Source organism: Curtobacterium aurantiacum (genome assembly GCF_018598555.1).
Lineage (GTDB): Bacteria > Actinomycetota > Actinomycetes > Actinomycetales > Microbacteriaceae > Curtobacterium > Curtobacterium aurantiacum.
The window spans coordinates 192,914-213,792 of record NZ_JAHEWN010000001.1; the positions used below are offsets into that span (position 1 = coordinate 192,914).

At 70.5% G+C, this 20,879-nt stretch carries 24 protein-coding genes and 1 tRNA gene; 18 read left to right on the forward strand and 7 right to left on the reverse strand.

Annotated elements, in window-relative coordinates; all coding sequences use genetic code 11:
* Positions 1 to 44 precede the first annotated feature (44 nt).
* From KK087_RS00940 to pheA, 4 genes are read left to right on the forward strand one after another with little or no spacing between them, the layout of a single operon-like run.
* Positions 45 to 1,427 (forward strand): molybdopterin-dependent oxidoreductase, encoded by a 1,383-nt coding sequence (locus KK087_RS00940; protein ID WP_214563903.1) that lies wholly within the window; start codon positions 45 to 47, stop codon positions 1,425 to 1,427.
* The gene (locus tag KK087_RS00945) at positions 1,424 to 1,894 is read left to right on the forward strand and encodes a hypothetical protein (protein WP_214563904.1); all 471 of its coding nucleotides are present in this window, start codon (positions 1,424 to 1,426) and stop codon (positions 1,892 to 1,894) included. The genes KK087_RS00940 and KK087_RS00945 overlap by 4 nt, the downstream gene beginning before the upstream one ends.
* 28 nt (positions 1,895 to 1,922) lie before the next feature.
* Complete coding sequence (locus tag KK087_RS00950; RefSeq protein ID WP_214563905.1) at positions 1,923 to 2,468, forward strand: MarR family winged helix-turn-helix transcriptional regulator; 546 nt, start codon at positions 1,923 to 1,925, stop codon at positions 2,466 to 2,468.
* 39 nt (positions 2,469 to 2,507) lie between these two features.
* Entirely contained in the window at positions 2,508 to 3,464 is a 957-nt protein-coding gene (gene pheA, locus KK087_RS00955) for a prephenate dehydratase (protein WP_071406510.1), read from the forward strand.
* Between the two features lie 31 nt (positions 3,465 to 3,495).
* Here the strand turns inward: pheA and KK087_RS00960 are convergent, their stop codons facing one another.
* Entirely contained in the window at positions 3,496 to 4,566 is a 1,071-nt protein-coding gene (locus KK087_RS00960; protein ID WP_214563906.1) for a diacylglycerol/lipid kinase family protein, read from the reverse strand.
* Between the two features lie 55 nt (positions 4,567 to 4,621).
* On the opposite strand from KK087_RS00960, the gene serS reads away from it, so the two are divergent.
* The 5 genes from serS to KK087_RS00985 all read left to right on the forward strand — a co-directional run bounded on the left by serS (position 4,622) and on the right by KK087_RS00985 (position 8,008).
* The gene (gene serS / locus KK087_RS00965) at positions 4,622 to 5,887 is read left to right on the forward strand and encodes a serine--tRNA ligase (RefSeq protein WP_214563907.1); all 1,266 of its coding nucleotides are present in this window, start codon (positions 4,622 to 4,624) and stop codon (positions 5,885 to 5,887) included.
* The gene (locus KK087_RS00970; RefSeq protein ID WP_214545344.1) at positions 5,884 to 6,747 is read left to right on the forward strand and encodes an HAD family hydrolase; all 864 of its coding nucleotides are present in this window, start codon (positions 5,884 to 5,886) and stop codon (positions 6,745 to 6,747) included. The genes serS and KK087_RS00970 overlap by 4 nt, the downstream gene beginning before the upstream one ends.
* Before the next feature lie 83 nt (positions 6,748 to 6,830).
* Positions 6,831 to 6,915 (forward strand) — tRNA-Ser (locus KK087_RS00975).
* 14 nt (positions 6,916 to 6,929) lie between these two features.
* Positions 6,930 to 7,448, forward strand: a complete 519-nt coding sequence (locus KK087_RS00980) for a GNAT family N-acetyltransferase (RefSeq protein WP_250900691.1) — start codon at positions 6,930 to 6,932, stop codon at positions 7,446 to 7,448.
* The gene (locus tag KK087_RS00985) at positions 7,445 to 8,008 is read left to right on the forward strand and encodes a GrpB family protein (protein WP_214563909.1); all 564 of its coding nucleotides are present in this window, start codon (positions 7,445 to 7,447) and stop codon (positions 8,006 to 8,008) included. Before KK087_RS00980 ends, KK087_RS00985 begins: the two co-directional genes overlap by 4 nt.
* A gap of 12 nt (positions 8,009 to 8,020) precedes the next feature.
* Here the strand turns inward: KK087_RS00985 and KK087_RS00990 are convergent, their stop codons facing one another.
* Positions 8,021 to 8,416 (reverse strand): hypothetical protein, encoded by a 396-nt coding sequence (locus KK087_RS00990; RefSeq protein ID WP_214531233.1) that lies wholly within the window; start codon positions 8,414 to 8,416, stop codon positions 8,021 to 8,023.
* Positions 8,417 to 8,530: 114 nt separating this feature from the next.
* Positions 8,531 to 9,226 carry an SDR family oxidoreductase gene (locus tag KK087_RS00995; protein ID WP_214531231.1) on the reverse strand — a complete coding sequence of 232 codons (696 nt, stop codon included), beginning with the start codon at positions 9,224 to 9,226 and terminating at the stop codon, positions 8,531 to 8,533.
* 84 nt (positions 9,227 to 9,310) lie between these two features.
* Between KK087_RS00995 and KK087_RS01000 the strand changes: the two genes are divergently transcribed.
* A complete protein-coding gene (locus KK087_RS01000; RefSeq protein ID WP_214563910.1) occupies positions 9,311 to 9,766 on the forward strand; it encodes a winged helix-turn-helix transcriptional regulator in 456 nt (151 codons plus the stop codon).
* Between the two features lie 70 nt (positions 9,767 to 9,836).
* Here KK087_RS01000 and KK087_RS01005 read toward each other — a convergent pair whose 3' ends face one another.
* On the reverse strand, positions 9,837 to 10,859 hold the full coding sequence (locus KK087_RS01005; protein ID WP_439647659.1) for a LacI family DNA-binding transcriptional regulator: 1,023 nt from the start codon (positions 10,857 to 10,859) through the stop codon (positions 9,837 to 9,839).
* Between the two features lie 66 nt (positions 10,860 to 10,925).
* Entirely contained in the window at positions 10,926 to 12,206 is a 1,281-nt protein-coding gene (locus tag KK087_RS01010) for a Gfo/Idh/MocA family protein (RefSeq protein WP_439647677.1), read from the reverse strand.
* Positions 12,207 to 12,407: 201 nt separating this feature from the next.
* Between KK087_RS01010 and KK087_RS01015 the strand changes: the two genes are divergently transcribed.
* The 5 genes from KK087_RS01015 to KK087_RS01035 all read left to right on the forward strand — a co-directional run bounded on the left by KK087_RS01015 (position 12,408) and on the right by KK087_RS01035 (position 16,995).
* Entirely contained in the window at positions 12,408 to 13,376 is a 969-nt protein-coding gene (locus tag KK087_RS01015) for a carbohydrate ABC transporter permease (protein WP_250893376.1), read from the forward strand.
* 11 nt (positions 13,377 to 13,387) lie between these two features.
* Positions 13,388 to 14,329 carry a carbohydrate ABC transporter permease gene (locus tag KK087_RS01020; RefSeq protein WP_214545340.1) on the forward strand — a complete coding sequence of 314 codons (942 nt, stop codon included), beginning with the start codon at positions 13,388 to 13,390 and terminating at the stop codon, positions 14,327 to 14,329.
* A gap of 26 nt (positions 14,330 to 14,355) precedes the next feature.
* Complete coding sequence (locus KK087_RS01025; RefSeq protein WP_214563911.1) at positions 14,356 to 15,729, forward strand: ABC transporter substrate-binding protein; 1,374 nt, start codon at positions 14,356 to 14,358, stop codon at positions 15,727 to 15,729.
* Positions 15,730 to 15,846: 117 nt separating this feature from the next.
* Positions 15,847 to 16,317 (forward strand): BLUF domain-containing protein, encoded by a 471-nt coding sequence (locus tag KK087_RS01030; RefSeq protein ID WP_214563912.1) that lies wholly within the window; start codon positions 15,847 to 15,849, stop codon positions 16,315 to 16,317.
* 69 nt (positions 16,318 to 16,386) lie between these two features.
* Positions 16,387 to 16,995 carry a ScbR family autoregulator-binding transcription factor gene (locus tag KK087_RS01035; protein ID WP_214563913.1) on the forward strand — a complete coding sequence of 203 codons (609 nt, stop codon included), beginning with the start codon at positions 16,387 to 16,389 and terminating at the stop codon, positions 16,993 to 16,995.
* A 45-nt stretch (positions 16,996 to 17,040) separates the two neighbouring features.
* On the opposite strand, the gene KK087_RS01040 is transcribed toward KK087_RS01035, so the two are convergent.
* Both KK087_RS01040 and KK087_RS01045 read right to left on the reverse strand, forming a co-directional pair.
* Positions 17,041 to 17,469: a BLUF domain-containing protein gene (locus tag KK087_RS01040; RefSeq protein ID WP_110865510.1), complete on the reverse strand. Its 429-nt coding sequence runs from the start codon at positions 17,467 to 17,469 to the stop codon at positions 17,041 to 17,043.
* 76 nt (positions 17,470 to 17,545) lie between these two features.
* On the reverse strand, positions 17,546 to 18,700 hold the full coding sequence (locus KK087_RS01045) for an AI-2E family transporter (RefSeq protein ID WP_214563914.1): 1,155 nt from the start codon (positions 18,698 to 18,700) through the stop codon (positions 17,546 to 17,548).
* Between the two features lie 91 nt (positions 18,701 to 18,791).
* Here KK087_RS01045 and KK087_RS01050 point away from each other — a divergent pair, with 91 nt between their 5' ends.
* From KK087_RS01050 to KK087_RS01060, 3 genes are read left to right on the forward strand one after another with little or no spacing between them, the layout of a single operon-like run.
* Complete coding sequence (locus KK087_RS01050) at positions 18,792 to 19,559, forward strand: Rv2135c family putative phosphatase (protein ID WP_214563915.1); 768 nt, start codon at positions 18,792 to 18,794, stop codon at positions 19,557 to 19,559.
* A 33-nt stretch (positions 19,560 to 19,592) separates the two neighbouring features.
* Positions 19,593 to 20,120, forward strand: a complete 528-nt coding sequence (locus KK087_RS01055) for an Rv2134c family protein (protein ID WP_214563916.1) — start codon at positions 19,593 to 19,595, stop codon at positions 20,118 to 20,120.
* Positions 20,117 to 20,875 (forward strand): Rv2133c family protein, encoded by a 759-nt coding sequence (locus KK087_RS01060; protein WP_214563917.1) that lies wholly within the window; start codon positions 20,117 to 20,119, stop codon positions 20,873 to 20,875. Before KK087_RS01055 ends, KK087_RS01060 begins: the two co-directional genes overlap by 4 nt.
* The last annotated feature ends 4 nt before the right edge of the window (positions 20,876 to 20,879 follow it).

Here is a 20,879-nt window from a genome sequence, read left to right on the forward strand (position 1 = left end):
GACGAGCAGCTCTGGCGTCCCCCAACCGCAACGCGCGCTCGGCGGTGGTGCTCGGGCGTCTGCTCGGCATCGCGTTCCTGATCTGCTTCGGCACCGGGATCTACAGCCACCTGCTGCAGGAACCGCTCGGCTGGATGCGGTTCCCGACCCGGCCGACGCAGCTGTACCAGTTCACGCAGGGCCTGCACATCACGACGGGGATCGCGATCATCCCGCTGCTGCTCGCGAAGCTCAACACCGTCATGCCGGCCCTGGTGCAGGTGCCGCCGGTGCGCGGCGTGCTGCACCTGCTCGAGCGGCTGTCGATCGCGGTGCTCGTGTCGGCGTCGATCATCCAGGTCGTCACCGGCCTGCTCAACACGTACCAGTGGTACCCGTGGCCGTTCCCGTTCCGCCAGGTGCACAACGCCCTGGCCTACGTGATCATCGGGTCGCTCGTCATCCACATCGCCGCGAAGCTGCCGGTCATCGCCCGGTACTGGCGGAAGCGCGACTCCTACGACGCGCACGGCCGGTTCATCGCGGACCCCGCGTCCGGCAGTGAACTGCTCCCACCAGGCCGGGAGGCCCGTGGTGCGTCCACCCCGAGCGCTGCGGTCTCCGAGACCGCCGGGCCCACCGCCCCCGGCCTGCTCGGCCGCGTGTTCCGCTGGATCGACGGCGTCGACGACGCCCCCGGCGGCGCCGAGTCCCGGCCCGCCGGACAGGGCGCGGCCCCCGAGACCCGGGAGGTGTCCGAGGAGCCGAGTCCCGCCCAGCCGACGGCCGACGTGGCGGAGCCGGACCGGGCCTCCAGACAGACTCCGGAAGCCGCACGGGGTCGACGTGAGCGGATCGCCCGACGCGGGTTCTTCGCAGGCGTGGCGGCCGCGACGGTCGGTGTCGTCGCGCTGACCGCCGGCCAGTCCTCGAAGCTCGCCGAACCGTTCAACGTCTTCGGTGCCCGCGGCCGTGGGATCGGCTCGAACGGCCTCCCCGTGAACCGCACCGCGCGTGCGGCAGGCGTGCTCGCCAGCGCGACCGCCGCGGACTGGACCCTGACGGTCGTCGGGCGCGACGTCAGCCGGACCTTCGTCCGCGCGGAGCTCGTCGCACTCGGCACCGCGCAGGTCGACCTGCCGATCTCGTGCGTCGAGGGCTGGAGCCAGATGGGAACCTGGAAGGGCGTCCGGATGCGCGACCTGCTCGACGCCGTGCAGGCACCAAAGGGGTCGCACGTCCGGGTGACCAGCCTGGAGCGGCACGGCGGCTACCGGATCATGGACATGGGACCCGAGTACGCCGAGGACCCGACGACGCTCGTCGCCCTCGAGCTGAACGGTGCGACGCTCGACCTGGACCACGGGTTCCCGGCGCGGATCATCGCTCCCGGGCGGCCGGGCGTGCTGCAGACCAAGTGGATCGAGAAGATCGAGGTGCTCCGGTGAAGGCCGCGCGGATCGTGCTCGTGGTGATCGGCGTGCTGGTCATCGCGTTCGGGGCGTACGTGCTCGTGACGTCCGTCAAGCCGAACCGCATCGGCGGGCTCGGGGTGTGGCTGCTCGCGGCGGTGGTGCTGCACGACGCGATCCTGTCACCGTTCGTGGTCGGTGCCGGGCTGCTGCTGCGACGGGCCGGAGGCGCGTTGCGGGTCTGGGTGCTCGTCGTCGTGCAGGTGGCGATCGTCCTCGGCAGCGTGCTCGCCCTGGTGGTGCTGCCGGAGATCGTGGCGAAGGACGACGGACCGAAGAACCCCACCGTGCTCCCGTTCGACTACGGCACGCGGCTGCTGCTCGTCGAGGGGGCGCTGCTCGTCGTCGTGGTGGTGGTGCTCGTGGTCGGGGTGGTGCTCGCGCGTCGCCCGGCCGCTTCGTCCGGTTCGTCTGGTTCGTCCGCGGTGCGCACCACTGGTTAAAGGGACAACCTTTCGGTATGATCAGGTCATGACCGACGAGATCCCGTGGCTCACCCGCGAGCAGCTGCGCGCGTGGATGAAGCTCGTCGCCGTCATGGAACTCCTGCCGGCGGCGCTCGACCAGCAGCTCCAGCGCGACGCCGACCTGACGCACTTCGACTACATGGTCATCGCGATGCTCTCCGAGACCGACACCCGGACCCTGCGGATGTCGGCGCTCGCCTCGGCCACGAACGCCTCGTTGCCGCGGCTGTCGCACGTGGTGTCCCGACTCGAGAAGCGCGGGCTCGTGACCCGGTGCCCGTCGACCTCGGACCGCCGGGCAACCGACGTCCGCCTGACCGACGCAGGCTACGCGACCATCGTCGAGGCGGCCCCGGACCACGTCCGCACCGCTCGGCGGGTGGTCATCGACGCGCTCTCCGACGAGCAGGTCGCGCAGCTGGACGGCATCGCGGCGTCGCTCCTGACGCGGCTCGACCCCGAGGGGCGGTTCGCGGCGCTGACCTACCCGCGCGAGGACGACGACACCGCGATCTGCGAGCAGCGCCTGACGGGTGCGGCGACGGACTGAAGCGGGCTGGTGGCTGTGCCCCTGCAATAGGCTCGCCGCATGACCGACCCCGCCGCGCCGTCCGACACGTACTCCTACCTCGGACCCGCCGGCACCTTCACCGAGGCGGCCCTGAAGCTCGTCGAAGCCGCCGCCGGCAAGCCCTGGCGGAGCGTCAACAACGTCGGTGAGGCCCTGGACGACGTCATGTCCGGCCGCTCCATCGGCGCCGTCATCGCGATCGAGAACAGTGTCGACGGCGGGGTCAGCGCCACCCAGGACGCCCTGGCCCGGATCCCCGGCGTGCGGATCGTGGGGGAGTACCTGGTCCCCGTCGACTTCGTGCTCGTCGCCCGACCTGGCACCACCCTCGCCGACGTCCGCACCGTGAACGCGCACCCGGTCGCCTACGCGCAGACCCACAACTGGCTCGAGGCGAACCTGCCCGGCCACGGCCACATCCCGGCGTCGTCGAACGTCGCCGCGGCGCTCGCCCTGCTCGAGGCGAACCCCACCGCCGACGCAGCCGTCGCGCCGCCCGGCATCACCGACCACCACGACGTCGTCGTGCTCGCGTCGTCCATCGGCGACAACGCGTCGGCGGTCACCCGGTTCGTGCTCGTGTCGAAGACCCTCGCGCTCCCCGAGCCGACCGGCGCCGACAAGACGAGCGTCATCGTCGAGCTCCCCGCCGACCACCCGGGCGCCCTGGTGGACATGCTCGAACAGTTCGCGACCCGGGGCATCAACATGGGGCTGCTGTCGTCACGGCCCATCGGCGACGAGCTCGGTCGCTACCGGTTCGTCATCGACCTCGACGGGCACGTCCGTGACGAGCGGGTGGCGGACGCGCTGCTCGGCCTGCGCCGGTTCAGCCCGCGCGTGACGTTCCTCGGTTCGTACCCGCGGGCCGACGGCGCCCGCCCCGAGGTTCCGGCGCGCTACTCGGACGCCGCGTTCGTCGAGGCCCGGGACTGGCTGCGCGCGATCGTGTCGGGGGAGCCCGGCGCGCGGTAGCGGCGCGGCGGGCCCACCCACCCGACTCGGCTCAGGGCACCTGGCGGGAGCCGTGGCGGTCGTCCGCCGGGTCCGGCACGCGCACGGCGAGGCCCATCGGATCGATGCGCGACCGGAAGGCGATGACCTCGCCCACCGGGTCGCCGTCGATCTCGAACTCGTCGGGCCGCTCGAGCCGGGCCGTGAACTCCTGCCCGCGCAGGTAACGCAGGGGGCGTTCCTCGCGCGACTTCGAGACGATCTTCTTGCCCACCGCGGTCTTGCCCAGGGACGAGCGACGGAACGCCCGCAGGATCCCGTTCTCCCAGAACACCCGCGCGCCGATCCGGACCCAGCCGAAGAAGCCGCGGGGACGCATCACGGCGATGTCGAACACCCCGTCGTCGATCTCGGCGTCCGGGAGCAGGATCGCGCCGGCCTGCAGCATGCCGCAGTTGCCGACGATCAGGGAGTGCGCGCGGAGCGAGTGGGTGCCGTCGTCGTCGAGCTGGTAGCGGAACTCGAACGCGTTGGCGTCGCGCACCGAACGGAACAGCGAGTCGACGTAGGCGAGCCAGCCGACCTTCTTCTTCAGCTCGGGCCGGGTGTTCACGAGCATCCGGGCGTCGAGTCCGAGACCCGCCATCACCAGGAATCCGAAGCGTTCGCGTTCGCCGCCGGGGCGTTCGACCTTGAGCATGCCGAAGTCGATCTTCCGGTCGTCGCCGTGGAAGATGGTCCGGACGCTCGCGGCCAGGTCGTCGAGGGGCAGCTTCATGTTGCGCGCGAGGAGGTTGCCGGTGCCGCTCGGCAGCAGCGCGAGGGTCGAACCGGCCTCATGCACGACCTCGGCGACCGCGCGGACCGTGCCGTCGCCACCGGCCGCGGCGACGACGTCGGCACCGGCCTCGATCGCTGCGCGTGCCATGCCGCCGCCCGGGTCCTCTTCCGAGGTCTCGAACCACAGGGTCTCGGCCCAGCCGGCCTGCTCCTGGTGTTCCTGGACCGTGCGCTTGAGGGTCGGCAGGTGGACCTTGACCGGGTTGTAGACCACCGCGGCCGTCCGCTGCTCGGTGGGGAGGGCGTCCTGGTCCGCGGGCGCGGTCTCCGAAGGGGTCGACATACGTCCACGGTACCGATCGAGGCTGCGTGCGGTTGCCCCGTCTAGGATGGGGCGAGTGATCGATCCACAGCTGCTTCGCGACAACCCGGACGTCATCAAGGCTTCACAGCAGGCACGCGGTGCCTCCGTGTCCGTCGTCGACGAAGCCGTCGCCGCCGATTCCGCCCGCCGCAGCGCGCTCACCTCGTTCGAGTCGCTCCGCGCCGAGCAGAACGCCTTCGGCAAGACCGTCGCCAAGGCCCCGAAGGACGAGAAGGCCGCGCTCGTGCAGCAGGCCCAGGCCCTCGCCGCAAAGGTGAAGGAGGCGCAGGCCGCCGTCACCGCGGCCGAGGACACCTTCAACACCGTCGTCCGCGGCATCCCGAACGTCGTGCTCCCCGGGGTGCCCGAGGGCGGCGAGGACGACTTCGTCACGCTCCGCACCGTCGGCACCAAGCCCGAGTTCGACTTCGAGCCGAAGGACCACGCCGACCTCGGCGAGCACCTCGGCATCATCGACATCCCGCGTGGCGTGAAGGTCTCCGGATCACGCTTCTACTTCCTGCGTGGCATGGGTGCCCGGCTCGAGATCGCGCTGATGTCGCTCGGGCTCGACCGTGCGATCGCCGCCGGCTTCGAGCCGCTCATCACCCCGACGCTCGTCCGCCCCGAGACGATGGCCGGCACCGGGTTCCTCGGTGAGCACGCGGCCGAGGTCTACCGGCTCGAGGCCGACGACCTGTACCTGACGGGCACGAGCGAGGTCGCCCTCGCCGGGTTCCACGCCGACGAGATCCTGCCGCTCGAGGAAGGCCAGGCCCACCGCTACGCCGGCTGGTCGACCTGCTACCGGCGTGAGGCCGGTTCGGCGGGCAAGGACAACCGCGGCATCCTCCGCGTGCACCAGTTCAACAAGCTCGAGATGTTCGCCTACGTCAACCCGGACCAGGCCGAGGCCGAGCACGAGCGCCTCGTCGCCCACCAGGAGCAGATGCTCCAGGACCTCGGACTCCACTACCGCGTGATCGACGTCGCCGCCGGCGACCTCGGCACGAGCGCGGCGAAGAAGTACGACATCGAGGCCTGGGTCCCGACGCAGGGCACGTTCCGCGAGCTCACCTCGACATCGAACTGCACGACCTACCAGGCCCGCCGCCTCGACATCCGGTACCGCACCGAGAGCGGCAAGACCGCCCCGGTCGCCACCCTCAACGGCACGCTCGCCACCACCCGCTGGATCGTCGCGATCCTCGAGACGCACCAGCAGGCCGACGGATCCGTCGTCGTGCCCGAGGTGCTGCGCCCCTACCTCGGCGGCGTCGAGGTGATCGAGCCCCGATGAGCACCCAGGGACGGTTCGTGGACGGCACCTCGCAGAGTGCGGGCACTGACGCGCCCGCCCGCACCAAGCGCTGGCTCGTCGCGCTCGACATCGACGGCACCACCATGCGCGAGGACGGTGTCATCACCGAGGCGGTGGTCGCCGCCGTGCGCGACGCCGAGGCCGCCGGGCACGAGGTCATGCTCTCCACCGGTCGCAGCGAGGGCATGACCGTGCCCCTGCTCGAGACCCTCGGCATCCGTCCGAAGTACCTGGTGTGCGCGAACGGAGCGCTCATCCTGGCCCGCCGCGCCGACGGCTCCTACGTGCGCGAACACGTCGAGCGGTTCGACCCGTCCGAGGTGCTGCAGACCATCCACGGAGCGCTCGAGAACGCCGCCTTCGGGGTCGAGGACGAGACCGGCCACTTCCTGCTGTCCGGCAACTTCCCCGACGACACGATGACCGTCGCGGGCGAGCACGTGCCGTTCGAGCGGCTGCTCGGCGTCGAGGCCACCCGTGTCGTCGTCATCTCGCCCGGTCACGACACCGAGGACTTCCTGCAGATCGTCGAGCAGATGGGCCTGCACAAGGTCTCGTACTCCGTCGGCTGGACGTCGTGGCTCGACATCGCTCCCGAGGGCGTGACGAAGGCCACCGCGATGGAGCGTGTGCGCGAGTGGCTCGACATCCCGCGATCCCGCGTCTTCGCCGCGGGTGATGGCCGCAACGACATCGACATGCTCCGCTGGGCCTCGACCTCCGGTCGCGGCGTCGTCATGGGCCAGGCGCCCGACGACGTCGTCGACGCCGGCAACGAGCTCACCGGCGGCATCACCGACGACGGCCTGGCAGCGGCGCTCGACTCCCTGCCCCGTTAGTCCGCGCTCGCGCGCACCCCTGCCTGGAGGCCCGGGTAGACTTCCCGGGACGCGATCACGTCTCGCCACGTGGTCGCGTCACTGGAGGGTTGTCCGAGCGGCCGATGGAGCCTGTCTTGAAAACAGGTGGGCAGAGATGTCTCGTGGGTTCGAATCCCACACCCTCCGCGATGGACACACGGTTGCGCCCACTCCGCCTCGACGACGCGGCCGTCCTGGCTGCGGTCATCAGCGCGAACGCCGAGTTCCTGCGACCGTGGGAGCCGGCCCGAGCGCCGTCGTACTACACGGAGTCCGGCCAGCGGGACGTCATCACGCAGGCTCTCGCCGCGCAGCGTGCCGGCAACGCGGTGCCGTTCGTCATCGAGTCGACCGACGGGGAACTCCTCGGCCGCATCACGCTGAGCGGCGTCACGCGCGGCGCCCTGCAGTCGTGCGCGATGGGCTACTGGATCCGCGCCGACCGCACGCGCCAGGGGCACGCGTCCCGTGCGGTGCGAGCCGCTGCGGCCCACGCCTTCGACGGGCTCCGCCTGCACCGCGTGCAGGCCGAGACCCTGCCCGAGAACGTCGGCTCGCAGCGCGCACTCGAGTCGGCCGGCTTCACCCGGTACGGCTTCGCGCCGGAGTACATCAAGATCGACGGGGTCTGGCGCGACCATGTCATGTTCCAGCTCCTCGCGCCGACGTCGGCCCCGTGATCGAGGTTGTCGAGTACCGACCGACCTGGCCCGAGCGGTTCCGGCAACTGCACGGTGCGTACGCCGCTGCGCTCGAGGCCGCCGACGTGCCGTTCCGGAGCATCGAGCACGTGGGCAGCACGTCCGTGCCGGGCCTGGCGGCGAAGCCCGTGCTCGACGTCGACGTCGTGGTGGACGCGTCCGACGTCCCCGCTGCAGTGGCGGCACTGGCGACGATCGGCTTCGAGCCGCGCGGTGAACTGGGGGTCCCGGGGCGACAGACGTTCCAGGCTCCGGAGCGCTTCGCCCCGACGAACACCTACGTCGTCGCAGCCGGGTCGCTCGCTCTGCGGAACCACCTCGCCGTCCGCGACGTGCTGCGTGCCGACCCGGTGCTGCGTGACGAGTACGCCGCCGTGAAACGCCGTGCGGCCACCGAGGCCGAGGACATGGACGACTACATCGAGCGCAAGAGCGACGTGCTGGGCCGGATCCTGCATGCCGGCGGCCTGTCCGACGACGAGCGCGCCGCCATCACCGCCACGAATCGTCGGATCACCGACCGCGGCGCGGGCGGCTGACCGGCGACGCGCTCACGGCTGGAACGGTTGTGGCGTGACGACGACCTGGCCGCCGGTGAGCAGCAGCGACAGTCCGAGTCCGATGAGCGAATCCCCGAGGAGCACGATGACGCCCAGCGCGGCCGCAGAACCCATGGAGCGTCTGGCCCGAGCGGCGAGGGTGACCAGCACGGCCAGGCCGACGACGTGGGCGATGAGCAGCGGGATCCCGCCGAGCGAGAGGACGGCTGCGTTCGGCCAGGATCGGTCGTGCGCGGTCCCGCGGGCGTCTTCGTCGGATGCGAGGTAGAGCCACATCCACGAGCCCCACGCCGGGAGGACGCCGAGCGCCGCGGTGGCCCAGAACGCGCAGATCCGCCTCGCCGATGTCCACCCCGTGCGCCGCTCTGACGTTGCGCCCGCTGTCATCGGCTCAGGGTACAGGCAGAGGAGCGAGTAGCAGGACGAGGCGACTGACGGTTCTGGTTCACGAACCCGGGTGTTCGTGAACCAGAACCGTCACCGTCCCGACGAGGACAGGTCTCAGGCGCTGGCGAGCATCGGGTAGAGCGCGGTGAGCGGGGCGCTCAGACCGGCACGGACGTCGCGGCTGACCTGGTCGGCGAGGACCTCGTGCTCGCCGGCTTCGACAGCGTCCCAGATCGACCGGACGATGTCGGCGGGGTCGGACTTCTCGACGTCGAGGTCGGCGATCATGCCCGTGTCGGTGTAGCCGAGGTGGGCGCCGACGACCTGGGTGCCCTGGGGTGCGAGCTCGAGGCGCAGGGAGTTCGTGATCGACCAGAACGCGGCCTTCGACGCCGAGTACGCGCCGGCGAGGGCGACCCAGCTCAGGGCGGAGTGCACGTCGATCAGCGCACCGTTGGCGATCGAGGGGGCGAAGGCCTTGGCGACGCGGAGTGCACCGAAGACGTTGGTGGCGAAGATGCGCTCGACCTCCTCGACGGAGACGTCGACGAGCGGGTCGGAGCCGGCGATCCCGGCGTTGTTCACGACGATGGTCACGTCGGCTGCGGTGCGGGCCGCGGCGTCGACGCTCTCCTGGCTCGTGACGTCGAGGGTGAGCGGGACGATGCGCTCGTCGTCCCAGGTACGCGGGTTGCGGGCGGTCGCGTAGACCTTCGTGGCGCCACGCTCCAGGGCCTGGCGGACGAACTCGGCGCCGAGGCCGCCGTTCGCTCCGGTGACGAGGACGACGGCGTTGGTGAGGTCGGTCATGAGTGCTCCAGACGAGAGAAGTTGAGTACGGAATCCGAACCTAGCACGTTGTGTCCGGAAATCGAACCCAGCTAGGATGAACACATGCTCGGCATCCTCGGCGGCGACGAGCGCTGCCCCATCGCACGCTCCCTCGACGTCCTCGGCGAGAAGTGGACGCTCATGATCGTCCGCGATGCCGTCGGCGGCTCGACCCGCTTCAGTCAGTTCCAGCAGAGCCTCGGCGTCCCGCGCGAGGTCCTGACCGCACGGCTGGCCTCACTCGTCGACGGGGGAGTGCTCGAGCGCACGACCTACAAGCCCGAGGGGGCACGTGCCCGCGAGGAGTACGTCCTGACCGACGCCGGCCGCGACCTGTCGCTCGTGCTGCTCGCCCTCGGCGGCTGGGCCGACCGGCACCGCCCGTCCGAGCGGCCGTCGGACCTGCGGTTCGTCGACGCCGAGAGCGGCGAGGCGGTCGAGGCCGCCGCAGTGACGATGGATGCGCAGCAGCGCATCCCGACCGCGCGCCTCCGCGCCGTCATGGCGCCGGCGTCCTGAACGCGACCGGCTGACGGACAGGAGGCCCATCGCGGCCCCGCCCCGTGCCTCCAGGCCGTCGGTGGGTGCGTCAGCGACGCACGTCGCACCCGCAACTCGCGCCCAGGACCAACTCGGCGGGGACCAGGTCACGGTGCCACTGGTTGTCGGCGTCGAGACCGAGCACGCGGTCGACCGCGGCGACGGCCATCGTCTCGATCGGCTGCCGGACCGTGGTGAGCTGCGGGTTCGTGTAGTCCGCCTCGGCTGCGCCGTCGAACGACACGATCGCGACGTCCTCCGGGACGCGCAGCCCGAGTTCCCACAGTGCGCGCATCACGCCGATCGCCTGCATGTCGGAGCTGACGAAGACGGCCCGTGGTCCGGTGTCGTCGGCGAACATGCGGAGGCCGGCCTCGTACCCGCCGCGTCGGGTGAAGGCGGTGCGGACGATGGGGCCGTCGGGCAGGCCGGCCTCGCGGAGGGCGCGCATCCAGCCCTGTTCACGGAGCTCCATCGACCCGGTGTGGCCCATCACGAGGCCGATGGACCCGTAGCCGTGCTCGACCAGGTGCCGGGTGCCGTCGAGGGCCCCGCGCAGGGCGTCGACCCCGATGCTGGCGTACTCGGGGACCTCGAAGAACGTGTTGAGCAGGACCATCGGCAGACCGGGGTCGGTCACGGTCGACAGGTCCGGGTGGGTCATGATGCTCGTGACGATGACGCCGTCGACCTGGCGGGCGGAGAGGCTGCGGAGCCGCTCGCGCTCCTGGGCCGCGTCACCGTCGCTGTTGGCGAGCAGGACGTCGTACCCACGCGCGGCGGCGGCGTGCGTGACGGCGACGGCGAGCTCGGACCAGAACGGGTTGTCGAGCTCCGGCACGATCAGGCCGAGCATCTTCGACGACCCGGTGCGCAGGGCCTGGGCACTCGCGTTCGGGCGGTAGCCGAGGACCCGGATGGCCTCGCGCACCCGGGCGGCGGTGGCGGGGGCGACGGGGCGGGGTCCATCGTGCACGACGTAGCTGACGACGGAGGTGCTGACACCGGCGTAGCGGGCGACGTCCGCACGGGTGACCGCCCTCGGGTTCGTCGGGACGGTCACGGGTGCCACCTTCGTCGGGTCCGGGAGCGTCGTTCGGGTGCCGGCCCGCGAGGACCGGCACCCGAACGACACGTGTTACTCGGACGCGATCGTAGTCGACGCCGTGCTGCCTGCTGACGCCGGTGCGTTCGTCGTCGCAGCGCTCGTCGCCGCAGCGCTCGTCGTCTCGGGGGCGTCACCGAAGTCCGGCACCTCGAGACGGGCGCCGCCCTGCAGCGCGGACTGGTGGGCGATGATGCCGGGCAGGGTGAAGCGTGCGGCGGTCCAGGCGTTCACCGGCGGCAGGGTCCGGTCGACGACGGCGCGGACGAAGTCGTCGGCGAGGAACTGGTGGCTGCCCTCGTGTCCGGTCGGCACGCCGTCGTACTCGGCGGGCAGGCGGTCGGTGTCGTGGACCTCGGCGTAGCCGGAGACGAAGGCCTCACGCAGGGACGGGTCGACGTCGGCCAGACGCGGGTCGTCGAGCGACATCGTCGCCTGCGTGTTGATCTTGTCGCTGATGTCGTGCGAGTCCTCCTTGTCCTGCCAGACGCTGACCTTCGCCAGCTGCTCGAAGCTCGCCTCGGTGCCGAAGTAGCGGAAGCGGGACTCGCGGATGTGCGACGGGTAGCCGACGCGGCGCATCTCGTTGATCCGCATCACCCCGCCGTTGTCGAGCTCGAACAGGGCCGTGGCGTTCGAGAAGTCGTTGTCGAACTGGCTGACGTCCTTGTCGAAGACGCCGTCGCCGCGGTCGTCCTTGATGCCGATGCAGCTGACGCTGACCGCATGCCCGGGGATCGCGCCGAGGACCCCGCCGACCGAGTGGGTCGGGTAGAGCATGGGCGGGTAGCTGGCGGTGCGCTTCCAGTCGTCACCGCCGCTGTACTGGTACGCGGCGTAGAAGCCGAGGTCCATGTCGTGCACGTAGTCGCCCTCGGAGTAGAACACCCGGCCGAAGGCGCCCTCGGCCACCTGCTTGCGGGCGAACACCGTCGCGGGGTTGTAGTAGCTCGTCTCGCCCATCATGTAGGTGAGGCCGGTCTCACGGACCGCCTCGATGATGTCGCGGATCTCGTCGACGGAGATCGCCATCGGCACGGCGGAGTACACGTGCTTGCCCGCGCGCAGGGCCTTGACCACGAGCGGGCCGTGGGTCCAGCGCTGCGTGAAGATCGCGACGGCGTCGACGTCCGAGGCGAGCACGGCGTCGAAGTCGTCGAACGTGCCGTCGAGGTGCTGTGCCTCGACGAGTTCGGACGCGCGCTCGTCGACGAGGTCCGTGACGTAGACCCGGTCGACGTCGGGGTGGAGCTTGAACAGCTTGGCGAACTGGGGGGCGAACTGGCCCGCGCCGACCATTCCGACAGAGATCATCAGTGACCTTTCCGAGGTGTGGGATGCGTCGCCGAGCGGGTCGCTCCGATGCGATCGAGGGCCATCCTGACACACGCTGTCTACACGTGACAACCCCTGTCCACAGCCCGGAAAAAGACTCTTGCCTGCGGTGGTCCCCACGTGTAGATTCCCGGCTCACGGACTGCTGCACGTCAGTCCACCGCAGACGAAGGAGTCGCGATGGTCACCGAGAGCCCTGTGTCGTCACCCTTGACGGCCACCAGCACGAGGCGGAGGAGTCGGTCCGCCGACCCCGCCCGCACCACGTCCCCGCCGCGCCGCCCCAGGAACGACCTGTGGCTCGCGCTCGTCTTCATCGCGCCGGCTGCCGTCGGCTTCGCGGTGTTCCTCGCCTGGCCGACCGTGCGGGGCATCTACCTGAGCTTCACGTCGTACAACCTGCTCACCGAGCCCGAGTTCACCGGCCTGCAGAACTACGCCCGACTGGTGCAGGACTCGATCTTCTGGCACTCGATGGTGGTGACGGTCGAGTACGTGCTCATCAACATCGTCATCCAGACCGTCGTCGCGCTGTTCATCGCCGTGATGATGCACCGGCTGACGAAGTCGACGTTCGTGCGCGGCATCGTGCTCGCGCCCTACCTGGTGTCGAACGTCGTCGCCGCCCTCGTCTGGCTCTGGATCCTCGACACCCAGCTCGGCATCGGCAACGAGATGCTCGCCGCACTCGGCCTCGACCGCATCCCGTTCCTGCAGAGCGACGTCTGGGGCATCCCCTCGATCGCGCTCATCAACGTCTGGCGGCACGTAGGCTACACGGCACTGCTCATCTTCGCCGGCCTGCAGTCGCTGCCCGAGACCGTGTACGAGGCCGGACGCATCGACGGTGCGAGCGAGTGGAAGATGTTCTGGCGCATCACGGTGCCGCTGCTCCGCCCGATCCTGTCCCTGGTGCTGATCATCACCGTGATCGGGTCGTTCCAGGTGTTCGACACCGTCGCCGTCACCACACAGGGCGGCCCCGCGAACGCCACGAACGTCGTGCAGAACTACATCTACAACCTGGCGTTCGGCCGGTTCCAGTTCGGCTACGCGTCCGCGGTCTCGGTCGCGCTCCTCATCGTCCTCAGCATCATCACGATCATCCAGTACCGCCTCACCCGCTCGGGTGAGTCCGACCTGGACTGAACGGAAGCGCCATGACCACGACACTCACCCGCTCCGTCACCACGTCCCGCCCGCCGCGGATGGGCGCCGCCCACCGTCGTCGCCCGTCGCTCGGCCGGGTGCTCGCCTGGGTCGCGATGATCCTCGTCATCGTCGTCACCCTGTTCCCGTTCTACTGGATCCTGCGGACGGCGCTGTCGTCGAACACCGCGATCAACTCCGACCCCACCTCGCTGCTGCCCGTCGGGTTCAGCCTGGGCGGGTTCGAGCGGGTCTTCGGTCTGCAGTCCACCGAAGAGGCGCTGGCACAGGGCGGCTCCGGCGCCGCGCTGAACTTCTGGCGGTACCTGCTCAACTCCATCCTGGTGTCGACGCTCGTCACGGTCGGCCAGGTGTTCTTCTCAGCAGCGGCCGCCTACGCCTTCGCGCGGCTGCGCTGGCCCGGGCGCGACAAGGTGTTCGGGGTGTTCCTGGCGGGGCTGATGGTCCCCGCGATCTTCACGCTGCTGCCGAACTTCACGCTCATCAAGCAGCTCGGGCTCGTCGACAACCTGCTCGGCATCGCCCTGCCGACGATGTTCATGACCCCGTTCGCGGTGTTCTTCCTGCGGCAGTTCTTCCTCGGCATCTCGAAGGAGGTCGAAGAGGCGGCGCTCATCGACGGCGCCGGGAAGGTCCGCGTGTTCTTCCGGCTCGTCATCCCGATGGCGGCGGCCCCGATCGCCACCCTCGCCGTGCTGACGTACATCACGAGCTGGAACGACTACTTCTGGCCGCTCATGGTGTCGTACACCGACAGCTCGCGGGTGCTGACCGTCGCGCTCGGCGTCTTCAAGTCGCAGACCCCGCAGTCCGGCACCGACTGGGCCGGGCTGATGGCCGCGACCCTGGTGGCGGCGCTCCCGATGATCCTGCTGTTCGGCGTCTTCGCCAAGCGGATCGTCAACTCCATCGGCTTCTCCGGGATCAAGTGACCCGGCTTCCGGACAGGACGAACACCATGACGAACCAACTGACCCGCCGCACGCTGTTCGCCGGCGGCGCCTCTGCACTAGCCCTCGGCGCGCTCGCCGCCTGCTCGTCGCCCGGTCGGCGCACCACGAACCGGTCGGGTGCGCGGACCGTGAGCTACTGGCTCTGGGACGCCAACCAGCAGCCCGCCTACCAGGCCGTCGCCGACGCGTTCCACCGCGCGAACCCGGACATCACCGTGAAGATCACCCAGCTCGGGTGGAACGACTACTGGACCAAGCTCACCGCGGGCTTCATCGCCGGCACCGCGCCCGACGTCTTCACCGACCACCTGACGAAGTTCCCGCAGTACGCCGACCTCGACGTGCTCTACGGACTCGACGAGCTCGACGCCACGAAGGGGATCCGTGACGACGACTACCAGTCCGGGCTCGCCGAACTGTGGAAGGGCCAGGACGGCCACCGCTACGGCTCCCCGAAGGACTGGGACACCGTCGCGATGTTCTACGACAAGAAGGCGATGGCGAAGGCGGGGGTCTCCGCCGAGGAGCTCGGGTCGCTCGAGTGGAACCCGGACGACGGCGGCACGTTCGAGCGGATGCTCGCGCGGCTGACCGTGGACTCCAAGGGCCGACGTGGGGACGAGGACGGCTTCGACAAGGACGACGTCGCCGTCTACGGCATCTCGTCGAACGGGTCGGGCGGCGACGGCTTCGGACAGACCCAGTGGTCGCCGTTCACCGGCTCGGTCGACTGGTTCTACACGAACGAGAACCCGTGGGGCGACCGGTTCCGCTACGACGAGCGGGTCGTGCAGGACACCCTCGCCTGGTACTACCGGTTGGCCGAGAAGGGCTACATGGCGAAGTACGGGGTGTTCTCCACCACGACCGGGCCCGAGGTCCAGCTCGGCGCCGGCAAGTGCGCGCTGTCGTTCAACGGCTCGTGGATGATCGGTTCGTACCTCGGCATGGAGGACCTCGACGTCGCGGTCGCCCCGACCCCGATCGGCCCGTCGGGTCACCGTGCGTCGATGTTCAACGGGCTCGGCGACTCGATCACGAAGCAGGCGAAGGACCCCGAGGCCGCGGCGAAGTGGGTGGCGTTCCTCGGCAGCGACGAAGCGCAGCGGATCGTCGGTGAGAGCGGCATCGTCTTCCCCGCTCGTCCCGCGGGCACAGAGTCAGCCGTCGCGTCGTTCCGGAAACGCGGCCTGGACGTCTCGGCGTTCACCCGGCAGGTCGAGGAGGACACCACGTTCCTGTTCCCGGTCACGAAGAACCCCGCCGACGTGCAGGCCCTGCTGCAGCCCGCATTCGACGACGTCTACGCGAACGGCAAGCCGATCTCGACGCTGACCGGGGTCAACGAGCAGGTCAACAACCTCCTCGCGCTCACCTGATCGAAACCCGGAACCCGGAACCCGACAGCCCGCCCGTCGTCCGCATGCCGCACCGTCCGGTGCGGTGTGCGGACGACGCGTTGACCCCTCCGGCGACCGCGACCCAGACTGAAGTCGATGACAGCACTCACATCACTCGTCTACATGTCCGTCGCCGTCGACGACCTGACCGACGCCCAGCTGGTCGCCATGCTGCGCGAGGCGCGCCTCCGCAACCACGCGCTCGGCGTCTCCGGGCTCCTGCTCGCCAAGGGCGGCCGTTTCATGCAGGTGCTCGAGGGTCCGGTCTGGAGCGTCGAGGACCGCTTCGCCGCCATCGAGCGCGATCCGCGGCACACCGGCGTGAAGTCGCTGTCGCGCGAGTCCATCGCCACGCGCCGGTTCGACGGCTGGGCGATGGCGTTCGGCAGCCCGACCGGGGACGAGCTCCGTGACGAGCCCGGCTTCAGCACCTTCCTCAGCGACCGCACCGGTCTCCCGACCGGGGTGGCGGGCACGCCCGCCGACTGGCTGCTCCGCTGGTTCCGTGGGCGCGACCTGCAGGACCTGCCCGAGGAGCGCATCACGCTCGGTCGGCACGCGGCCTGAGACGCACCACCTTGGAACGGAGGCGCGGTGCCAGCAGGTGCCGCGCCTCCAGGCTGTGAGACTGGTCCCGTGGAACGACGTGAGCAGATCCTGGTGGCCGCGGCGGAGGAGTTCGACCGCGTCGGCTTCGCCGGCGCGACGATCGCGGGCGTCGCCCGCACGGCGGGCGTCTCGCAGGGCACCCTGCACTTCCACTTCCCGACGAAGCTCGCCCTGGCGCTCGGCGTCATCGGTGAGCAGAACGCCCGCACCTTCGACGTCGTCAGCCACACCGACAGTTCGCCCGTCGCCGCGCTGATCGGGGCGTCGCACGGCATCGCCGATCTGCTCCGGACCGACCCGATCGTGCGGGCCGGGATCCGGCTGTCGCTGGAGCGCGGGGAGTTCCAGACCGCGACGCTGAGCTTCTACGAGCAGTGGATCGGTGGGATCATCGACGTGTTCCGGTTGGCGGTCGCGAGCGGGGAACTCCGGACGGACCTGACCGCGGAGCAGCTCGGGTCGACCGTGGTGCCGTACTTCACCGGTGTGCAGCTCGTCTCCGACGTCCGGACCCGGCGCACCGACCTGATGCCGGCCGTGGCGACGATGTGGCGTGTGGTGATCGCGGCGACGGCGGACCCGAAGCACCGCGACCGGCTGCTCGCCGTCGTCGAGGACGCGTTCGGGACCGACTGAACCGCTGGGTGCGGCGCGGCATGCGGGTGCGGCGCTGCCGGCGGGTCAGAGGTCGTGCAGTTCGCGGTCGCGGAACCACTTCAGCAGCCACGCGGCACTCGTGCGGTCGAACGACCGCGGGAAGTCCATCGTGCCTGACAGGAAGGGACTGAAGCCCTCCTCGGACCGGATGTCCGAGTCGTCGAGCGCACGGTAGGCCATCGACCAGCCGTCGAACCGCCGGCGTTCGATGTCCTCGCGCACCAGCGACTTGACCTCACCGTGCCGTCGGTCCTTCGCGATCACGTCGTACCGGTCCTGCACGCTCCACGCCGGCCCCTCGAGCAGCTGCATGAACCGGCCGCCCTTGGCGAGCAGGAGCCCGGAGACCCCGAGCGCTTCGTTGCGCAGCCGGGACTCCGCGAGCAGCACCGCCATGGCCTGGTCGTCGAAGGGGACGACGGCACGGCTCATGTAGACGATGGAGACGAGCACTCCTCCATCCTGCTGGGTGGAAGGCCGTTGCGCGAAGTGGATGTCCGCAACGCGCCCTCCGGAGCAGCTCCGCGGGTCAGCCCTGCGGCAGCTCGTGCGCGGTGACGTCCTCGTTGCGCTTCTTCCGCCACGGTCGTGCCGGGGTGTTCGGGCCGTCCCAGACCAGGATCGCGCCCCAGGCGGCGGCGATCAGCGGCACCGAGATGATGGCGCCGGTGATGCCGGCGAGGACGGTGCCGGCGGTCAGCCCGATCAGGATGACGAGGCCGTGCAGCTTGAGGGTGCGACCCATCAGGACCGGCTGCAGGAAGTTGCCCTCGAGCTGGTTCACGACGATCACGATGCCGATCACGATGAGTGCCTGCAGTGGGCCGAGGGCCACGAGCGCGACGAGGGCGGCGAGGATGCCGGCCGCGGTCGCACCGACGATCGGGATGAACGCCGTGATGAAGACGATGACGGCCAACGGCAGGGCGAGGGGCACGCCGACGATCGCGATGCTGACGCCGATGCCGATCGCGTCGACCGCGGCGACCGTCGCGGTGCCGCGGACGTAGCCGCCGAGGGTCGAGACGACACGGTCTCCGACGCGACGGGCGCGGGCGTAGCGCTCGCCGGTGAACGGACGGAGCAGGAACTCCCAGATGCTCGGGCCGTCCTTCAGGAAGAAGAAGAGCACGACGATCATCAGGACCAGGCCGGTCAGGAAGTTGGCGGTGGCCGAGGCACCGGCGAGGGCACCGGAGCCGAACTGTGCGCTCGTGACGAAGTCGGACGCGCCCGCGACGGCGTCGTCGATCTGCTTGTCCGAGATCGAGAACGGCAGGTTCTTCGCGAACTCCTGCAGCTGCTGGAACCCGTCGACCGCCGACTTCTGCAGCTGTGCCCACTGGTTCTCCACCGCGACGACGATGAGCCAGCCGATCAGGCCGAGGACCGCGAGCACGCCGATGAGCACCGTGAGGGTGGCCAGGACCGACGGCACCCGGTGCTTCCGCAGCCAGGACACCACCGGGTGCATGGCCGACGCGATGATCAGGGCGAGGAGCACGGGGATCGTGACGACGCTCAGGATGTTGCTCGCCCAGACGATCCCGGCGACGACCAGCACGACGATGATGAGCTGCAGGCAGCGCGTCGCGAAGTGCCCGGCGGAGTCGGACCACGCGGCCTGGACCCTCGACGGCGTGGGCGGGGTGGTGGGGCGCGGAGCGTCGCGGAAGAACGGCATGTCCGAGACGCTACCGACCGGAGCGCCGACGCGCCGGTTCCGTGGGGCAACGCGTCAGGGGCGGCTGGTCCCGCCGCCTAGGATCGGGCGCATGGCGACCGTCCTCCTCGTCCGTCACGGACGCACCACCGCGAACGCCACCGGCGTCCTCGCCGGACGCACCGCCGGCGTGCGACTCGACGCCGTCGGCCGCACCCAGGCCGATCGCACCGCGGAGCGCATCGCCGCGGTGCCCGTCGTCGCCGTGGTGTCGAGCCCGCTCGAGCGCTGCCGGCAGACCGCCCGCGTGATCCTGGACCGACAGACCGCCCGGCACTCCGGCGCGTCCGATCTGCTGATCGAGCGGGGCATCACCGAGGCCGACTACGGGCAGTGGCAGGGCCGGACCCTCGCCGACCTGGCGAAGGAACCCCTCTGGCGAACGGTGCAGGCGAACCCGAGCGCGGTCGTGTTCCCCGGCGGGGAGTCCATGCAGACGATGCAGTCCCGGGCCGTCGCGGCCGTCCGACGCATCGACGCCGAGGTCGAGGCGGAGCACGGGCCCGGCGCGGTCTGGGTCGCGGTGAGCCACGGCGACATCATCAAGAGCGTGCTCGCCGATGCGTTCGGCATGCACCTCGACCTGTTCCAGCGCATCGGCGTCGGCCCGGCCTCGGTGTCCGTCGTGCGCTACGGCGAGCACCGCCCCGAGGTCGTCGCGACGAACACCGAGTCCGGTGACCTGTCCTGGCTGGGCAGCGCTCCGGCGCCCACCGGGGACGCCGCGGTCGGCGGTGGAGCGGGCCATCCGGAACCCGGTGCAGGCACCGCCGGCGGGTCCCCGGCCCCCGACTCCGCGACCGGCCCTGCCCGACCCTGAACGGGCGGAGCCGGGCGCTCCTACAATGCGGGTATGCCCACCATCGTCCACGGCTTCGACTGGCCGGACCGCCTCGTCGTCGGCACCATCGGCCGTCCGGGTGAGCGCGCCTTCTACATCCAGGCCCGTTCCGGTCGGCGCGTCACCAGCGTCGCGCTCGAGAAGGAGCAGACCGCCGTGCTCGCCGACAAGATCGACGAGCTCCTCGACGAGGTCGCGACCGTCGACGACAACCGCTTCAGCGTGCCGCCGTCGGTGCCGGTCGAACTCCGCGACCCGGAGCCGCTCGACCAGCCCGTCGAGGCCGAGTTCCACGCCGGTGCGCTGAGCCTGGGCTTCGACCCGTCCACGGCGCAGGTCGTCATCGAGGCGTACCCGATCGACGACGAGGTCGAGATCGTGTCCGAGGAGAGCGAGGACGGCATCGAGATCGAGGCCGTCGTCGAGATCCCCGAGCCCGCCGAGCTGTTCCAGGTGAAGATCCCGGTCGGCACCGCCCGGGCCTTCGTCGAACGCACGCGCGAGGTCGTCGCCGCCGGTCGTCCGCCCGGCGACGCATGAGCGACGGCCCGCTGTCCATCCGGGCGCGCATCCGCGAGGCGTCCAACGCCACCTTCCTCGCCGAACTCGACGGTGGGACCGTCGTCTACAAGCCCGTCGAGGGCGAGCGCCCGCTGTGGGACTTCCCGGACGGCACCCTCGCCGGTCGTGAGATCGCGGCGCACCTGGTCTCCGAGGCGTTCGGCTGGAGCGTCGTCCCGCCGACCTGGATGGGCGACGGACCGTTCGGTCCCGGGATGGTGCAGCGCTGGCAGGACGTCGACCCCGAGCAGGACGCCGTCGACCTGGTGACGCCGGAGCTCGCCGAGGCAGCGGGTTCGCCCTGGCTGCCCGTGCTCGAGGCGATCGACGAAGACGACCAGCCCGTCACGCTCGTGCACGAGGACTCCGAGGCCCTGCGCCGGATGGCCGTCTTCGACGTCGTCGTGAACAACGCCGACCGCAAGGGCGGGCACGTGCTCGCGATGCCCGACGGCCACCGCTTCGGCGTCGACCACGGGCTCACCTTCCACGTCGAGCACAAGCTCCGGACGGTCCTGTGGGGCTGGATCGGGGAGCCACTCGGGCCGGACGAGCTCGAGGGGCTCGACCGGGTGTCCGAAGCCCTGCGCGGTGGCCTGGGCGACGAGCTCGCCGAGCACCTGACGGACGAGGAGATCGACACGCTCCGGGCGCGCTGCGCGGCCCTGCGCGCCGTCGGGATCTTCCCGCCGCCGCCCGGTGACGGCCCCGCCGTCCCCTGGCCGCTGTTCTAGACGC

What these genes read in the sequence shown, in the direction of transcription:
- KK087_RS01020 (WP_214545340.1), top strand. Translation starts at nt 13,388, where the DNA reads ATGACCACGACACTCACCCGCTCCGTCACCACGTCCCGCCCGCCGCGG.
- KK087_RS01030 (WP_214563912.1), top strand. Translation starts at nt 15,847, where the DNA reads ATGACAGCACTCACATCACTCGTCTACATGTCCGTCGCCGTCGACGAC.
- KK087_RS01050 (WP_214563915.1), top strand. Translation starts at nt 18,792, where the DNA reads ATGGCGACCGTCCTCCTCGTCCGTCACGGACGCACCACCGCGAACGCC.
- KK087_RS01000 (WP_214563910.1), top strand. Translation starts at nt 9,311, where the DNA reads ATGCTCGGCATCCTCGGCGGCGACGAGCGCTGCCCCATCGCACGCTCC.
- KK087_RS00950 (WP_214563905.1), top strand. Translation starts at nt 1,923, where the DNA reads ATGACCGACGAGATCCCGTGGCTCACCCGCGAGCAGCTGCGCGCGTGG.
- KK087_RS01055 (WP_214563916.1), top strand. Translation starts at nt 19,593, where the DNA reads ATGCCCACCATCGTCCACGGCTTCGACTGGCCGGACCGCCTCGTCGTC.
- KK087_RS00970 (WP_214545344.1), top strand. Translation starts at nt 5,884, where the DNA reads ATGAGCACCCAGGGACGGTTCGTGGACGGCACCTCGCAGAGTGCGGGC.
- KK087_RS01045 (WP_214563914.1), bottom strand. Translation starts at nt 18,700, where the DNA reads ATGCCGTTCTTCCGCGACGCTCCGCGCCCCACCACCCCGCCCACGCCG.
- KK087_RS00990 (WP_214531233.1), bottom strand. Translation starts at nt 8,416, where the DNA reads ATGACAGCGGGCGCAACGTCAGAGCGGCGCACGGGGTGGACATCGGCG.
- KK087_RS00995 (WP_214531231.1), bottom strand. Translation starts at nt 9,226, where the DNA reads ATGACCGACCTCACCAACGCCGTCGTCCTCGTCACCGGAGCGAACGGC.
- KK087_RS01015 (WP_250893376.1), top strand. Translation starts at nt 12,408, where the DNA reads ATGGTCACCGAGAGCCCTGTGTCGTCACCCTTGACGGCCACCAGCACG.
- pheA (WP_071406510.1), top strand. Translation starts at nt 2,508, where the DNA reads ATGACCGACCCCGCCGCGCCGTCCGACACGTACTCCTACCTCGGACCC.
- KK087_RS00960 (WP_214563906.1), bottom strand. Translation starts at nt 4,566, where the DNA reads ATGTCGACCCCTTCGGAGACCGCGCCCGCGGACCAGGACGCCCTCCCC.
- KK087_RS01060 (WP_214563917.1), top strand. Translation starts at nt 20,117, where the DNA reads ATGAGCGACGGCCCGCTGTCCATCCGGGCGCGCATCCGCGAGGCGTCC.
- KK087_RS01025 (WP_214563911.1), top strand. Translation starts at nt 14,356, where the DNA reads ATGACGAACCAACTGACCCGCCGCACGCTGTTCGCCGGCGGCGCCTCT.
- KK087_RS01010 (WP_439647677.1), bottom strand. Translation starts at nt 12,206, where the DNA reads ATGATCTCTGTCGGAATGGTCGGCGCGGGCCAGTTCGCCCCCCAGTTC.